The organism is Staphylococcus sp. mip270_02 (assembly GCF_054031535.1).
On sequence record NZ_CM132934.1, the window covers coordinates 2,878,760 to 2,896,588 of the forward strand.

Sequence of the window (17,829 nt, forward strand, 5' to 3'; positions counted from 1 at the left end):
TGTATCATTTTATTAAAATCTATATTTTTTGCAATAAATATAGATTTGCTTTAAGATTAAAATTCTACTTAAAACAAGAATTTTTATTTATTAGATTTTAATTAGTATCTATTTTTTCTTTAAAATTTTAAATGAGCTAGTTCATTTAAAATTTTGTATCTTTACATAAATTGCAGTAATACTCCATACCAAGAAACAGTTAAAACGACAAAAACACCGACAAAAGTCATAAGACTCTTGCCGGTGTTTTTAAAAATACATAATTTAAGTCATGCTTTGTATTTTGTAATAATTAGGCGATTTCAATTTGGAAACGACGTACTACTGTTCCATCATCTAATGTTGAAGCTTCAATTTCTTCTCCACCATTGTGTTGAATAACTGCCGCTGAAGCTTTATTTTCCTTATCGCATGTTATCAATGCTTCTTGTACACCAATTCTTGATAAATAATCTAAAGATTTTTTCAATAATTTATTACCAAAACCTTTACCACGGTGTTTCTTTCGGATGCCGTAGCCAACATGGCCACCAACTGTTTTAAGTTGCTCATTTAAATTATGACGAATATTTGCAGCACCAATAATCTCATCGTCATCTATTAAAAATAGCGTCGTATTATCTACCGATGCATCATGTGATTTATTCTCTGCTAATTCATGTACTAAATCTTCAAAGTTATTATACTTTGTAATGTTAGTGATTTCAGGTACAACTTTCTCATCGTGATCAATCCACTCTCTCATATAATCACAATACATCATTTCGTCTCCCATTGTTAACTCTCTAAACTCCATGTTGACACTCCTTCCTTTCTTGATTTATGTTTTTAATATTTCATCATGTGTATTTAAATAATAAACGTAATGGTCTGTCCATTGACCATTTTCAAATATAAACCCCTTACGGACACATTCATATTGGAATCCTACTTTTTCAATTAAATTAACAGACCTTGGGTTATCGATATTGATATGAGCCTCAATTCTATGAAAATTCAGTGTCTCGCGGGTTTGTTTAATTAATTCTGTTAATGCTTCATAAGCATATCCTTGATGCCAATGTTGGTTATGAATAAAATAGCCAATCTCTGCCCACTGAAAATTATCACGACTTAAGTTTTTAATATTAAGCATACCTAAATGATTATGTGCCTTATCAAAGATTCCAAAGATATATAAATCATCCGATTTAATTGCCTCTTGATGTCTGGTGACCAAAGCTGCAAACCAAGGCTCGGTTGCATCTGACATATCTAGTTGACCCTTGTCATGTTTATATTGAGATGGTTTTCTATTTACAAAACCTCGTAACCATGATTTATAATCATTTTCTTCCAACGGTCTAATGATAAGACGTTGTGTTGTGAAATGCAACCATAAATTTTTATCCATTAACTAGCTCCTTATAACACGTTTCTTTAACATAAACTTACCATTTAAACAGGTGAAATTATAGTTACTTCTTTATAATCAAAAATTTAATTTAACACAGTATTATTAATATATTACCTTTTTATTGTGCGTTAAAACTTTCTTTAAAGGGTATGTAAATTAATGAAAGCGCAATCATTATTAAATATGATATCCTATATATTTACTTAACATAAGCCAATAGAGATTTGATATCTTAGGAGGTTATTATTATGAATAAAACAGACACTTCAAAAATTTTCTTTATGTTTTTCGGTATTTTGTCATGGTTGTCAGCGATGATTTTATTTATTTTACCTACACTTCCACCTTACCAAGATTACATTAAAACTCAAGGTGGTATGGCAACAGGATGGATTATTTTGTTGCTTGTGTTTATCACACTATTTTACATTGCCATTTTAATTCTGGATATTTATAGTCCGATTGCTACACAAGTAGTTCAATTTGTTTTATTAACAGTTGTTATTGTCTGTGCTGTACCTTCAATAACAGCATTTATCTTAGCATCATTTGTTATTAATATTAGTATCGTTGAAATATTCATTCCAATTATACTTGTAATCTTAGCAAGTATGCTCCATATTTTATGGTTTGCAATTCCTTTTATGCAAAATAAAGAAAACCGAGAGAATACTAAAAATAAAACAAAAACAAATCCATTTAAATAACAATAATCTCTATAGAATCACTGCTATATAGAATCACTACTAAATTTATTTAGTTAGTGATTCTTACTCATGAGCTTGTGCTCAAGTGTTCCACTTAAACTCATATCGTTCATTTATTTGGTTATTATGTATTAAATAAAACGAGACAGCATTCTTAGTTCTGTAACTAGAATACTGCCTGTTCTCATTAACACACTTAAGCACACTTTCAATACGTGGCTTGAATGATTATTATTTAATTGTGCCTAGTTCTTTACCAACTTTTTCAAAAGCCGCTAAAGCTTTATCTAACATTTCTTTTGTGTGAGCTGCTGTAGGCATATTACGTACACGTCCAGTACCTTTAGGAACCGTTGGGAAGACGATTGATTTCACATAGACACCTTCATCTTTCAAGCGACTACTAAAGGCTTGTGTTTCCTTTTCATCTCCGATAATTACAGGTGTAATTGGTGATTCTGAGTTACCGATATCGAAGCCTAACTTTTGCAATCCTTCTTTTAAGTAATTGCCATTTTCCCAAAGTTTATCATGTAATTCTGTAGATGCCATTAATTTTTTCACAGCTTCTGTAATTGCTTTTGTATCCCCAGGAGCTAATGATGTTGAGAATAAAAATGGTCTAGATTGTGCTTTTAACCAATCAATTAGTGATTGAGTACCTGCTACGTATCCACCAACAACACCTATTGCTTTTGATAACGTACCAATTTGAAAATCAATCTTATCTTGTAATCCGAAATGCTTAACTGTTCCCGCACCTTTACCCATTACACCTGAGCCATGTGCATCATCAACATAAGTAATTAAGCCAAACTCTTCTGCAATTTCAACGATTTCTGGTAACTTAGCTACGTCTCCATCCATACTGAATACACCATCAGTGATATACATTACTTTATTATATTGGCCAGATTCTACAGCCTCTTTTGCTTTAGCACGTAAATCTTCCATATCTGAATGGTTTACACGAATAATTTTCGCTTTAGATAAACGACAACCATCAATGATAGAAGCATGGTTTAATTCATCTGACAGAATAGCATCATTTTTATTCATAACTGCTGAAATAGCTGCCATATTACAATTGAATCCTGATTGATATGCAATAGCTGCTTCAGTTCCTTTGAACTCTGCAAGTGTTTGTTCTAATTCATCATGAACATCTAAGGTACCATTGATTGAACGTACCGCACCGGCACCAACGCCATGTGTATCGATCGCATCTTTTGCTGCTTTTTTTAAGTCTTCGTCTGTTGCTAGTCCTAAATAGTTATTGGAAGATAAGTTTACATAATTTTTCCCGTTAATAGAAATTTCAGGGCCATTTGCACCTTCAATTGTATCTATTTCATTATATAATCCGTTATCTTTTAAATATTGAATATTTTCATCTAAAAAGCCATGTAGTGACTGAACCACTGCAAGTCCCCCTTTGAATTATCTTAGTCTTCAAATTAATCATAACCTATTTTAATAAAAGTGGAAAGTATTATAAACACACGTCACAATGCATTTCTCACAACATAATTTGTCTACTATCAATTGCACCTACAGTTGTGCATTATTAAGTGGTATAATAGTGAAAAATGTTTAAGGAAGAAGGGCTGAAGTTGTTTGATTGGTTTCAACTAGCACAACAAAAAGAAAGTAGAATGGTACAAGTTCGACGTTACCTCCACCAATATCCCGAATTATCATTTGAGGAATATCACACACGTGACTTTATACTTAATCAATTAAGTCAATTATCATGTGAAATTCGTACTCCTGTAGGACGTAATGGTATCGTAGCTACATTTAAAGGTCATGGTGATGGACCAACCGTTGCACTTCGTGCAGATTTTGATGCACTACCTATAGATGAATTAACAGAAGTAGACTATAAATCTAAAAATCCTGGCGTCATGCATGCATGTGGTCATGATGGGCATACGGCAATCTTATTAGGTGTTGCAGAGATTATTGAAAGTCACTTATCTTCTTTAAATGGCGATGTGGTATTAATCTTTCAATATGGCGAAGAAATTATGCCAGGTGGGTCCCAAGAGATGATTGATGATGGCTGTCTACAAGACGTTGATAAGATATATGGTAATCATTTATGGTCTGGATACCCTACAGGCACAATTTATTCACGTCCAGGTGCATTAATGGCTTCCCCTGACGAGTTTAGCATTACAATCCAAGGTAAAGGTGGACATGGTGCTAAGCCACAAGAAACGATAGATCCTGTTGTGATTATGGCAGAATTCATTATGAGTACACAAAAAATTGTATCCCGTACTATTGATCCTGTAAAGCAAGCCGTAATTAGTTTTGGCATGGTCCAAGCAGGTTCTGCGGATAATATTATTCCAGATTCTGCATTTTGCAAAGGGACTGTACGTACATTTGATACAGAAATTCAAACCCATGTTATGACTAAAATGGAGAAATTACTTAAAGGTTTAGCCGTGGCTAATGACATAACGTACAATTTTGACTACATTAAAGGTTATTTACCTGTACACAACCATCAAGATAACTATGAAGTAGTGAAACAGGCCGCTAATGATATGAACTTAAGATTCAATGAATCAGATTTAATGATGATTGGTGAAGACTTCTCACACTATTTAAAAGTACGTCCAGGTGCATTCTTTTTAACTGGGTGTGGTAATCCTGAAATTGATACTATACATCCACATCATAGCCCAAGTTTTAATATTGATGAAAAAGCAATGAAATATGCAACAAGTGAATTCTTGAAAATATTAGAACTCGAAAAAGTAATTATTAAAGCACCTTAGTCATAAAATGACTTAGGTGCTTTTATGCATGAGCTTTTGCTCAGGCGAACCTCTATTATTACCTTAGTCATAAAATGACTTAGGTGCTTTTATGCATGAGCTTTTGCTCAGGCGAACCTCTATATTACCTTAGTCATAAAATGACTTAGGTGCTTTTATGCATGAGCTTTTGCTCAGGCGAACCTCTATATTACCTTAGTCATAAAATGACTTTAAAGACTTACTTATTCAGTAAAACTGGATTAGTAAGTCTTATACATTTGCATAGGCAAATGTATACCTTTATATAAAGAAGCACAAGGTCCAAATAGCCGCCTTGTGCTTTTCTATACAAAAAAAGCCTCCCGAAGGAGGCTTTAAAAATTCTATCAAAGATAGAAATCTATATTATTCGTTGATTACTGTAACAACGCCTGATCCAACAGTACGTCCACCTTCACGGATAGAGAAACGAGTACCGTCTTCAATAGCGATTGGAGAAATTAATTCAACGTCCATTTCAACGTTATCACCAGGCATAACCATTTCAGTACCTTCTGGTAAAGTAACAACACCTGTTACGTCAGTAGTACGGAAATAGAATTGTGGGCGGTAGTTAGTGAAGAATGGTGTATGACGACCACCTTCATCTTTTGATAAAACGTAAACGTCCGCTTTAAATTTAGTATGTGGTGTAATAGTACCAGGAGCAGCTAAAACTTGACCACGTTGGATGTCATCACGTGAAACACCACGTAATAATGCACCAATGTTGTCACCAGCTTCAGCGTAGTCTAATAATTTACGGAACATTTCTACACCAGTAACTGTTGTTTTGCTTGACTCTTCTTGCATACCAATGATTTCGATTTCTTCACCGACTTTGATTTGACCACGTTCAACACGGCCTGTAGCAACAGTACCACGACCAGTGATTGAGAATACGTCCTCTACTGGCATCATGAATGGTTTGTCAGAATCACGTTCTGGAGTTGGGATGAAATCATCAACTGCTTGCATTAAGTCTAAGATTTTTTGCTCATAGTCAGCGTCGCCTTCAAGAGCTTTTAATGCTGAACCAGAGATTACAGGTACATCGTCACCTGGGAAGTCATATTCGCTTAATAAGTCACGAACTTCCATTTCTACTAATTCTAATAATTCTTCATCGTCAACCATGTCAACTTTGTTTAAGAATACAACTAATGCTGGAACACCAACGTTACGTGATAAAAGAATGTGCTCACGAGTTTGTGGCATTGGACCATCAGCAGCAGATACTACTAAGATAGCTCCGTCCATTTGTGCAGCACCAGTGATCATGTTTTTAACATAGTCAGCGTGACCTGGGCAGTCAACGTGCGCATAGTGACGTTTTTCAGTAGTGTACTCAATGTGAGAAGTATTAATAGTAATACCACGTTCTTTTTCTTCTGGAGCATTGTCAATCATGTCATATGATTGTGCTACAGAGTCACCATTTTTTGCTAATACAGTTGCGATAGCAGCTGTTAAAGTAGTTTTACCATGGTCAACGTGACCAATAGTACCAATATTGGCATGTTCTTTTGAGCGGTCAAATTTTTCTTTAGCCATTATAAAATCTCTCCTATTCGTTAGAAAATTATTTTTAATTTATCTCTCATGACAGTTTCTCACCATCATGAGAAGATGGATTATAATTTGGAAATAAAGGACCATACAGTACCTTTATAATGCATTTTTCCCAAAAAATCAATTGATAAAACAACAAGCTACATAATTAAGCTTTATGTGTATTGTACAGACAGTTGTCGCACAAAACAAGTTTAATTATTCGGCTTTATTGCCACTGTTTTTCTTAACAATTTCTTCAGAAATTGATTTTGGAACTTCAGCATAGTGATCAAAGTACATTGTATAAGTACCACGACCTTGAGTGTTAGAACGTAATGCAGTTGCATAACCGAACATTTCTGAAAGTGGTACAAAAGCATTTACAACTTGTGCATTACCACGAGGTTCCATACCATCAACACGTCCACGACGAGATGTTACGTCACCCATGATGTCACCCATGTACTCTTCAGGCATTTCAATTGTAACTTTCATCATTGGTTCTAAGATAACTGGATCACATTTTTTAGCAGCTTCTTTAAGCGCTAAAGATGCAGCAATTTTGAAGGCCATTTCAGATGAATCGACATCATGGTATGAACCATCAAATAATTTAGCTTTAACATCAATTAAAGGATAACCAGCTAATACACCGTTTTCCATTGAATCTTTAAGACCAGCTTCAACTGATGGAATGTATTCACGAGGAACTACACCACCAACGATAGCGTTTTCGAATTCGAAACCGCCACCTGTTTCATTAGGTGAGAATTCAATTTTAACGTCACCATATTGACCACGACCACCTGATTGACGAGCGAATTTACCTTGAACTTCAGCTGATGCTTTAAATGTTTCACGATATGAAACCATTGGTGCACCAACGTTACATTCAACGTTAAATTCTTTCTTCATACGGTCTACTAAGATATCTAAGTGAAGTTCACCCATACCACCGATAATAACTTGTCCAGTCTCATCGTCTGTATGTGCATGGAATGTTGGATCTTCTTCTTGTAACTTAACTAAAGCTGTAGTCATTTTGTCTTGGTCTGCTTTAGATTTAGGTTCAACTGATAAGTGAATAACAGGTTCTGGGAAATCCATAGATTCCAAGATGATGTCATTCTTCTCACCACATAAAGTATCACCAGTACCAGTATCTTTAAGACCTACCGCAGCTGCGATATCTCCTGAATATACTGTGTTTAACTCTTGACGAGAGTTAGCGTGCATTTGTAGTAAACGACCTACACGTTCACGTTTGTTCTTCGTAGAGTTTTTAACGTATGAACCTGATGTTAAAGTACCAGAGTAAACACGGAAGAATGTTAATTTACCAACATAAGGGTCAGTCATTACTTTGAACGCTAAAGCAGCGAACTCAGCATTGTCATCAGCTTTTGCGATAACTTCTTCTTCAGGGTTGTCAGCACGGTGACCAACGATTGGTTTTACGTCTAACGGTGATGGTAAGTAATCAATTACTGCGTTAAGCATTAATTGAACACCTTTGTTTTTGAAAGCTGTACCAACAAGAACTGGATAGAATTCAATGTTGTTTGTAGCTTCACGGATAGCATCTTTTAATTCAGAGACAGAAATCTCTTCATCAGCAAGATATTTTTCCATTAATTCATCATTAGTTTCAGCTACTGCTTCAATTAATGTTGAACGAGCTTCTTCAGCTCTTTCTTTATGATCTTCAGGAATTTCGATTTCTTCAATTTCAGTTCCTAAGTCATTGTTGTATTTGAAACATTTCATTTCAACTAAGTCGATGATTGCCTCAAATTCGTCTTCCGCACCAATTGGTAATTGAATTGGTTGTGCGTTTGCTTGTAAACGGTCATGGATAGTGCTTACTGCGTATTCGAAGTTAGCTCCTAATTTGTCCATTTTGTTTACGAAAACAATACGAGGTACGCTGTAAGTTGTTGCCTGGCGCCAAACTGTTTCAGTTTGAGGTTCAACTCCTGATTGAGCGTCTAGTACTGTTACTGCACCATCAAGTACACGTAATGAACGTTCAACTTCTACAGTGAAGTCTACGTGTCCAGGTGTATCGATGATGTTTACACGGTGGTCATCCCACTGTGCTGTTGTTGCGGCAGATGTGATAGTGATACCACGATCTTGCTCCTGTTCCATCCAGTCCATTTGTGAAGCACCTTCGTGTGTTTCACCAATTTTATGGATACGTCCAGTATAGTAAAGAATACGTTCAGTCGTAGTTGTTTTACCAGCATCGATGTGAGCCATGATACCGATATTACGTGTTCTATCTAAACTAAAATCTCTAGCCATGTATTTTTCTCCTTCCAGTATAACTGCGAATAAATACTATAAATATGGCGATGCCCTAAACACGAACCTGTGATAGTAATCTACCAATATGGAACATGTTCAGGGAAACAGCTACTATCCTACCAGCGATAGTGAGCGAATGCTTTGTTAGCTTCAGCCATTTTGTGTGTGTCTTCACGTTTCTTAACTGCGCCACCAGTGTTGTTAGCAGCATCTAAGATTTCGTTAGCTAAACGTTCTTCCATAGTTTTTTCACCACGAAGACGTGAATAGTTAACTAACCAACGAAGACCTAATGTAGTACGACGTTCTGGACGAACTTCTACTGGTACTTGATAGTTAGAGCCACCAACACGGCGAGCTTTAACCTCTAATACTGGCATAATGTTATCGATAGCTTCTTCAAATACTTCAACTGCTTCACGACCACTACGTTCTTTAACTAAGTCGAATGCAGAATAAAGAATTCTTTGTGCTGTTCCACGTTTACCGTCTAACATAATTTTGTTGATCAATTTTGTAACTAATTTAGAGTTGTGAATTGGATCTGGTAATACGTCTCTTTTTGGTACTGATCCTTTACGAGGCATAATATAAATCCTCCCTTCCGATTATAATATAATTCTTTAGTTTATAGCGAAAATTTACGCAATCTTAAACTTATTTTTTAGGTTTTTTAGTTCCGTATAATGAACGTCCTTGTCTACGTCCATCAACACCTGAAGTATCAAGTGCACCACGTACAATATGGTAACGCACACCAGGTAAGTCTTTCACACGTCCACCACGTACAAGTACAACACTGTGTTCTTGTAAGTTATGTCCGATACCAGGAATGTACGCATTGATTTCAATATTGTTAGACAAACGAACACGAGCATATTTACGTAACGCGGAGTTAGGTTTTTTAGGTGTCATTGTTCCTACACGAGTACAAACACCACGTTTTTGTGGAGAATTTAAGTCAGTAAATTTTTTCTTTTTACTGTTAAAGTTTCTATTTAATGCTGGTGAATCAGATTTTTTAGATTTACTTTGTCTAGGTTTACGTACCAATTGGTTAATAGTTGGCATTGAATGTTCCTCCTCTCTTCATTTATAATCCCACACATCCAGGTGGTTCATTTTAAGGGTAAATAAAATTTAGTAAGAATGATTCTTACTAATCTCATTTTAATAATGCAACAATTGTTGCACTAACGTTTATACCTACATATTCTCCTAAAGCCTTTTTGCTTTTGAAAAATGAAACAGGCATGTGTTTGTGATTGATTTGGCTTAACACGCGAGTCATAAGATGAATCTCCACGTCTTCAGCTATAATCAATGATGTAACTTGATCTCTATTCAAAGCTTTGAGCGTTTGTTTAAGACCAATGACATGATGTTGTTTGTTAAAGCGTGCAACTTTTTCATTAGACATCAAAATATCCTCCAAAGTTCTGCTTGCATCAACCTTAATAATAATAACACTTTCAGTACTACTGAGTCAACTTTTATTCGTACTTTTCAATAAAAATTTCAAAAACATCAGAAGTCGGATAGAAACCACAATTTTAAATATGATTTCCTTGTTCCACTCCTTCTATAATCAATAACATTAGAGAGCCCGAGATATCTATTAACATCACGGACTCTCTGTTTATTGAGTAATAAATATTATATTTCAGTAGTTTGAACTTCTTCAATAACTTCAGTATCTGGTGTTGCTTTGTCGTATTCAACGTCTCTATAACGTCTCATACCCGTACCAGCTGGAATCAATTTACCGATAATAACGTTCTCTTTAAGTCCAAGTAAGTTATCACGTTTACCTTTGATTGCTGCATCTGTAAGTACACGAGTTGTTTCTTGGAATGAAGCTGCTGATAAGAAGCTTTCAGTTTCAAGAGAAGCTTTCGTGATACCTAGTAATACTGGTTTAGCTGTTGCAGGACGTTTACGTTCTTTGAACGCTTCACGGTTAGCATCAGTAAAGCTATGAATATCTACTAATGAACCAGGTAATAACTTAGTATCTCCTGCTTCAATGATACGTACTTTACGTAACATTTGTCTTACCATAACTTCAACGTGTTTATCGTCGATTTCAACACCTTGCATACGGTAAACTTTTTGAACTTCTTTTAATAGATAGCTTTCTGTTGCATTTAAACCTGAAACAGATAAATAGTTCTTAGGTTCGATTGAACCTTCAGTAAGTACTTCTCCACGTTCAACACCTTGTCCAACTTCTACTTTCAATCTTGAAGTACCAGAAGCTAGATAAGATTTCGTTTCGTTAGCACCTTTAATTACGATTTCTTGTTGACGATCTTTAGCAAGTTTAATGTCATCAACAACACCTTCGATTTCAGTAATCACAGCTTGACCTTTAGGATTACGCGCTTCGAAGATCTCTTGGATACGAGGAAGACCTTGTGTGATATCGCTACCTGCTACACCACCTGTATGGAATGTACGCATTGTAAGCTGTGTACCTGGTTCACCAATTGATTGGGCAGCAATTGTACCAACTGCTTCACCAACTTCAACTTTTTCACCAGTCGCAAGGTTTTTACCGTAACATTTTTCACATACACCATGACGTGTATTACATGTAAATGCTGAACGGATATACATTTCCTCTATACCTGCATCTGTGATTTTCTTAGCGATGTCTGGTGTAACTAATTGATCTGGGTTAACAATGACCTCATCTGTTTCTGGATGACGGATTGTTTCTTTAGAATAACGACCTTCAATACGTTCGATGAATGGTTCAATCATTTCTGTACCTTCTTTGATATCAGAAACAAGTAAGCCACGGTCAGTACCACAATCTTCTTCACGGACGATAACATCTTGAGCCACGTCAACAAGACGACGCGTAAGGTAACCTGAATCGGCAGTCTTAAGCGCTGTATCGGCAAGACCTTTACGTGCACCGTGAGTAGAGATGAAGTATTCTAATACCGTTAAACCTTCACGGAATGATGAAGTAATTGGTAATTCAATAATCTCACCAGATGGCGCGGCCATAAGTCCACGCATACCAGCCAACTGTGTAAAGTTAGATGCGTTACCACGGGCACCAGAGTCACTCATCATGAAGATTGGGTTCGTTTCTTCAAGTGATCCCATTAGTTCGTTTTGAATTTGATCTTTTGCATCAGTCCAAATTTCAATTACAGCATTGTAACGTTCAAAATCAGTGATTAAACCACGATTGAATTGTTTCGTTACTTTATCAACTAATTTCTCATGTTCATCAAGGATATCTTGTTTATCTGGTAATACCACGATATCAGATACACCAACAGTAATACCTGCTTTAGATGAAAACTTGAATCCTAAGTCTTTCATTCTATCTAACATCATTGACGTATCAGTGATGCTGAAACGGTTAAATACTTCAGCAATAACATTTCCTAAGAAATTCTTATTGAATGGTTTGATTAATTCTTGCTCCTCAAAGTAAGCTTTTAATCCACCTTCACCAATTTCAGTTGGTGCAATGAAGTATCTTTCCGGCGTTTTATTTTCTAAGTTCGTTTGTGTTGGTTCATTAATATATGCAAATGAATCTGGAATGATTTCATTGAATATTACTTTACCAACAGAAGTTAGCAAGATTTTTTTGTTTTGCTCTTCAGTAAACGTTGGATTGTTAAATGATGATGCGTGTACACCAATACGTGTATGCAAGTGAACATAGCCATTTGCATAAGCTTTGAGTACTTCATTTGTATCATTGTAAATCGTACCAGTATTCACGGCATCTTTACGCTCAAGAGTTAGGTAATAGTTACCTAATACCATATCTTGTGATGGCGTAACAACTGGTTTACCATCTTTAGGGTTCAAGATGTTTTGCGCAGCTAACATTAACATACGCGCTTCAGCTTGTGCTTCTTTAGATAATGGTACGTGAACAGCCATTTGGTCACCATCAAAGTCAGCGTTGTAAGCTGTTGTAGCAAGTGGATGTAAACGAATCGCACGACCTTCAACTAATGTAGGTTCGAATGCTTGGATACCCAATCTGTGAAGTGTAGGTGCACGGTTTAAAAGAACTGGATGTTCTTTAATTACGTCTTCTAATACGTCCCATACTTCGTCATCCATACGCTCAATTTTACTTTTCGCATTTTTGATGTTTGTTGCAATTTCACGTTGTACTAATTCTTTCATTATGAATGGTTTGAACAACTCGAGTGCCATTTCTTTAGGCAGACCACATTGATACATCTTCAAGCTTGGTCCAACTGCAATAACTGAACGACCTGAGTAGTCAACACGTTTACCTAATAAGTTTTGACGGAAACGACCTTGTTTACCTTTTAACATATGTGAAAGTGATTTTAATGGGCGGTTACCTGGTCCAGTAACTGGACGGCCACGACGACCATTATCAATAAGTGCATCAACAGCTTCTTGTAACATACGTTTTTCGTTTTGAACGATGATGCCAGGAGCACCTAAGTCTAACAAACGTTTTAAACGGTTATTACGGTTGATAACACGACGATATAAATCATTTAAATCACTTGTTGCGAAACGGCCACCATCTAATTGAACCATTGGTCTGATTTCAGGTGGAATAATAGGAAGTACGTCTAAAATCATCCATGCTGGATTATTACCAGAATGTCTAAATGATTCAACAACTTCTAAACGTTTAATCGCACGTGTAAGTCTTTGACCAGTAGCTGATTCTAACTCATCACGTAAATGTTTAAGTTCAGCATCTAAGTCTATTTCTTCAAGTAATTCTTTAATACCTTCAGCACCCATTTTAGCAGTGAATTTGCCTGGGAATTTATCGTAGTACTCTCTAAATTCTGCTTCAGATAACAATGTCTTTTTCTCTAAACCAGTTGGACCTGGATTTACAACAACGTATGAAGCAAAGTAAATAACTTCTTCTAACGCTCTTGGTGACATGTCTAATAATAGACCCATACGACTTGGAATACCTTTGAAGTACCAAATGTGAGATACAGGTGCAGCTAATTCAATGTGCCCCATTCTTTCACGGCGCACTTTAGATTTAGTTACTTCTACGCCACATCTGTCACAAACCATACCTTTATAACGTACACGTTTGTATTTACCACAACTACATTCCCAGTCTTTTGTAGGTCCAAATATTCTTTCACAGAATAGACCATCTTTTTCTGGTTTTAAAGTACGATAGTTAATTGTTTCTGGCTTTTTAACCTCACCAAAAGACCATGAACGGATTTTTTCGGGTGAAGCAAGTCCTATTTTCATATAATGGAAATTATTTACATCAATCAAGGAGCCTACCTCCTTCAATTTAGATTAGCTGTGCAAATTGATTGATTGCTCTATATCAATAATAGAATAACCAATGTAGAGACTTAGTCCCTTATTGAACTTTATCTCTACAAGGCTTATTCGTTTATAAACTTAAATGCATTTAGTCTGTAACTTCTTTTTGTGATTGCGGTGCATCTTTTTGTTGAAGATCCACTTTACGCTCAACGACATCATCATCTTCATTGTCTTGCATGTCAATTTCATTGTCATGCTCGTCCATGATTTTAACGTCTAGACCTAAACTTTGTAATTCTTTCATCAATACTCGGAATGATTCTGGAACTCCAGGTTTAGTGATGTTTTCACCTTTAACAATAGATTCGTATGTCTTAACACGACCTACTGTATCATCTGATTTGTAAGTTAAAATTTCTTGAAGTGTATATGCAGCACCGTAAGCTTCAAGTGCCCATACTTCCATCTCACCGAAACGTTGTCCACCGAATTGTGCTTTACCACCAAGCGGTTGTTGCGTTACTAATGAGTATGGTCCAGTTGAACGCGCATGTAATTTATCGTCAACCATGTGTGCTAGTTTCAACATGTACATAACGCCGACTGAAATTCTGTTATCGAATGGTTCACCAGTACGTCCATCGTATAATACGGTTTTTCCGTCACGAGCCATACCAGCTTCTTCGATTGTTGACCATACGTCTTCATCACTCGCACCATCAAATACTGGTGATGCAACATGGATACCTAAGTTTTTAGCAGCCATACCTAAGTGTAGCTCTAATACTTGTCCGATATTCATACGTGATGGTACACCTAGAGGGTTCAACATGATATCAATTGGTGTACCGTCTGGTAGATACGGCATGTCTTCTTCAGGAACAAGTTTTGAAATTACACCCTTGTTACCATGACGACCACACATCTTATCTCCTACGTGAATTTTACGTTTTTGAACGATATAAACACGAACTAATTGGTTAACACCTGGAGATAACGTGTCATCTCCTTCTTCACGGTTAAAGACTTTAACATCTAGAACAATACCACCTGCACCATGAGGTACGCGTAATGATGTATCACGGACTTCACGTGCTTTTTCACCAAAGATTGCGTGTAATAAACGTTCTTCGGCAGTTAACTCTGTTACACCTTTAGGCGTTACTTTACCTACTAAGATGTCTCCATCATTAACTTCAGCGCCGACGTATACAATACCACGGTCATCTAAGTTTTTAAGCGCACTATCTGAAACATTTGGAATATCACGTGTGATTTCTTCAGGTCCTAGTTTAGTATCACGTGCTTCTGATTCATACTCTTCAATATGGATAGAAGTATATACGTCATCTTTAACTAGGCGTTCACTCATGATCACGGCATCCTCATAGTTGTAACCGTCCCAAGTCATGAAACCAACAACTACGTTTCTACCTAATGCCATTTCACCAAGTTCCATAGATGGACCGTCAGCTAAAATTTCGCCTCTTGTCACTACGTCACCAGAAGCAACGATAGGTCTTTGGTTATAACATGTACCAGTGTTTGAACGTTTGAACTTAGCTAATGGATAGCGATCTAATTCGCCTTCATATTCTTGACCATCTTCTTCGATAAGTTGACGAACAAGGATTTCATTAGATTCAACGTGCTCAACGCGACCTTTACGTTTTGCAACAATTGCTGCACCAGAGTCACGTGCTGCCACGTGCTCCATACCTGTACCAACAAATGGTGATTCAGGGTTCATCAATGGCACTGCTTGACGTTGCATGTTTGCACCCATCAATGCACGGTTAGAGTCATCGTTTTCTAAGAAAGGAATACATGCTGTCGCAGCAGAAACAACTTGTTTTGGCGAAACATCCATGTAATCCATTTTTTCTTTAGCCATAACTGTGTTATTACCACGGAAACGACAAACAACTTCATCATCTAAGAAACGGCCATTTTCATCTAATTTAGAGTTGGCTTGTGCTACCACATAGCTATCCTCTTCATCAGCTGTTAAGTAATCGATTTGCTCAGTAATGCTGTTTGTTTCAAGGTCTACTTTACGATACGGTGTTTCAATGAAACCAAATTCATTCACACGTGCATAACTAGACAATGAGTTGATAAGTCCAATGTTTGGTCCCTCAGGTGTTTCGATTGGACACATACGACCATAGTGAGAATAGTGAACGTCACGTACTTCCATTTGAGCACGTTCACGTGTTAAACCACCAGGTCCTAGAGCAGATAAACGACGTTTGTGCGTTAACTCTGCTAATGGGTTAGCTTGGTCCATGAATTGTGATAATTGTGAACTACCAAAGAACTCTTTAATAGATGCAATAACAGGACGTATATTGATTAATTGTTGTGGCGTTACAGAATCTGTGTCTTGAATAGACATTCTTTCACGTACCACACGCTCCATTCTTGATAAACCAATACGGAATTGGTTTTGTAACAATTCACCTACTGAACGTAGACGACGGTTACCAAGGTGGTCAATATCATCTGTGAAACCAATACCACTTAATAAGTTAAAGAAGTATGACATTGATGAAATAATGTCTGCTGGAGTAATACATTTCACTTCTGAATCAGGGAATGCATTACCAATCACTGTTGTTGTACGTCCTTCTTCATCATTAGGTACATAAACTTTAATTGATTGAATCTCAACAGGTTCATCAATTACTGTACCTTCTAATTCAAAGACTTCACTGTTAGCGTTTGATTCTAGTACATCCATGATTTCATCTAAATTACGACGATCAAGTACTGTACCTTCTTCAGCTACAATTTCACCTGTTTCTGAATTAACAATTGGTTCTGCTAATTTCTGATTAAACAAGCGATGTTTTAAATGAAGTTTTTTGTTTGCTTTATAACGACCTACACTTGCTAAGTCATAACGTTTCGGATCGAAGAAACGTGAGTATAAAAGACTCTTAGCATTTTCAACTGTAGGTGGTTCGCCAGGGCGTAAACGCTCATAGATTTCTAATAGCGCTTGATCTGTGTTTTCTGTACCATCTTTCTCTAACGTATTACGTAAATACTCATTTTCACCTAAAAGATCAACGATTTCTTGATCAGTAGAAAAACCTAAAGCACGCAATAATACTGTTAATGGTAACTTTCTAGTTCTATCAATACGTACATATACAACATCTTTAGCATCAGTTTCATATTCTAACCATGCACCACGGTTAGGAATAATTGTTGCGTCGAAGTTTGTACGGCCGTTTTTATCTAGTTTTTCATTGAAGTATACGGATGGTGAACGAACTAATTGTGATACTATAACACGTTCAGCACCGTTAATTACGAATGTACCTGTATCTGTCATTAATGGGAAATCACCCATAAACACTTCTTGTTCTTTTACTTCGCCAGTTTCTTTGATAATTAAACGCACTTTAACACGTAGAGGTGCAGAATACGTTGTATCACGGTTTTTTGATTCTTCTAAATCATATTTCGGTTCTCCGAGTCTATAATCTACAAACTCTAAAGATAGATTGCCTGTGAAATCTTCAATCGGTGAAATGTCTCTAAACATTTCTAATAAACCTTCTTCTAAGAACCAATCGTAAGACTTAGTTTGAATCTCAATTAAATTCGGTAATTCTAATACCTCTGAAATCCTCGCATAGTTTCTACGTTTACGATGTCTTCCATATTGGACAAATTGACCTGCCAAACAGATTCACCCCTCAAAAATTGCGTGTTTACTTTTAGTAAATCAACAAATATAATTAGACAAAAAGAAAACGGT

12 protein-coding genes are annotated in these 17,829 nt (G+C 36.3%); 2 read left to right on the forward strand and 10 right to left on the reverse strand.

The genetic code is table 11. The annotated features are described in order from the left end of the window. Window positions 1–292: 292 nt before the first annotated feature. A complete protein-coding gene (locus tag ACW5YJ_RS13830) occupies window positions 293–796 on the reverse strand; it encodes a GNAT family N-acetyltransferase (RefSeq protein WP_017723025.1) in 504 nt (167 codons plus the stop codon). Between the two features lie 24 nt (window positions 797–820). After that, entirely contained in the window at window positions 821–1,393 is a 573-nt protein-coding gene (locus ACW5YJ_RS13835) for a GNAT family N-acetyltransferase (protein ID WP_457338294.1), read from the reverse strand. A gap of 251 nt (window positions 1,394–1,644) precedes the next feature. On the opposite strand from ACW5YJ_RS13835, the gene ACW5YJ_RS13840 reads away from it, so the two are divergent. Continuing rightward, window positions 1,645–2,103, forward strand: a complete 459-nt coding sequence (locus tag ACW5YJ_RS13840) for a hypothetical protein (protein WP_017723027.1) — start codon at window positions 1,645–1,647, stop codon at window positions 2,101–2,103. Between the two features lie 231 nt (window positions 2,104–2,334). On the opposite strand, the gene ACW5YJ_RS13845 is transcribed toward ACW5YJ_RS13840, so the two are convergent. Continuing rightward, the gene (locus tag ACW5YJ_RS13845) at window positions 2,335–3,525 is read right to left on the reverse strand and encodes a glycine C-acetyltransferase (protein WP_017723029.1); all 1,191 of its coding nucleotides are present in this window, start codon (window positions 3,523–3,525) and stop codon (window positions 2,335–2,337) included. Window positions 3,526–3,716: 191 nt separating this feature from the next. Between ACW5YJ_RS13845 and ACW5YJ_RS13850 the strand changes: the two genes are divergently transcribed. Then, window positions 3,717–4,895, forward strand: coding sequence for a M20 family metallopeptidase (locus ACW5YJ_RS13850; protein WP_135092299.1), 1,179 nt, complete (start codon window positions 3,717–3,719; stop codon window positions 4,893–4,895). A gap of 387 nt (window positions 4,896–5,282) precedes the next feature. On the opposite strand, the gene tuf is transcribed toward ACW5YJ_RS13850, so the two are convergent. The 7 genes from tuf to rpoB form a co-directional block, all read right to left on the reverse strand. Continuing rightward, a complete protein-coding gene (gene tuf, locus ACW5YJ_RS13855) occupies window positions 5,283–6,470 on the reverse strand; it encodes an elongation factor Tu (RefSeq protein WP_017723031.1) in 1,188 nt (395 codons plus the stop codon). 216 nt (window positions 6,471–6,686) lie between these two features. Then, on the reverse strand, window positions 6,687–8,777 hold the full coding sequence (gene fusA / locus ACW5YJ_RS13860; RefSeq protein WP_107551125.1) for an elongation factor G: 2,091 nt from the start codon (window positions 8,775–8,777) through the stop codon (window positions 6,687–6,689). A 119-nt stretch (window positions 8,778–8,896) separates the two neighbouring features. Next, entirely contained in the window at window positions 8,897–9,367 is a 471-nt protein-coding gene (gene rpsG, locus ACW5YJ_RS13865; RefSeq protein WP_002484155.1) for a 30S ribosomal protein S7, read from the reverse strand. 70 nt (window positions 9,368–9,437) lie between these two features. Next, window positions 9,438–9,851, reverse strand: coding sequence for a 30S ribosomal protein S12 (rpsL, locus tag ACW5YJ_RS13870; protein ID WP_002484156.1), 414 nt, complete (start codon window positions 9,849–9,851; stop codon window positions 9,438–9,440). A gap of 94 nt (window positions 9,852–9,945) precedes the next feature. Then, window positions 9,946–10,200 carry a ribosomal L7Ae/L30e/S12e/Gadd45 family protein gene (locus ACW5YJ_RS13875; RefSeq protein WP_017723033.1) on the reverse strand — a complete coding sequence of 85 codons (255 nt, stop codon included), beginning with the start codon at window positions 10,198–10,200 and terminating at the stop codon, window positions 9,946–9,948. 236 nt (window positions 10,201–10,436) lie between these two features. Next, complete coding sequence (gene rpoC, locus ACW5YJ_RS13880; protein ID WP_196218780.1) at window positions 10,437–14,033, reverse strand: DNA-directed RNA polymerase subunit beta'; 3,597 nt, start codon at window positions 14,031–14,033, stop codon at window positions 10,437–10,439. Window positions 14,034–14,202: 169 nt separating this feature from the next. Further along, window positions 14,203–17,754, reverse strand: coding sequence for a DNA-directed RNA polymerase subunit beta (gene rpoB / locus ACW5YJ_RS13885; protein ID WP_017723035.1), 3,552 nt, complete (start codon window positions 17,752–17,754; stop codon window positions 14,203–14,205). Window positions 17,755–17,829: the final 75 nt, after the last annotated feature.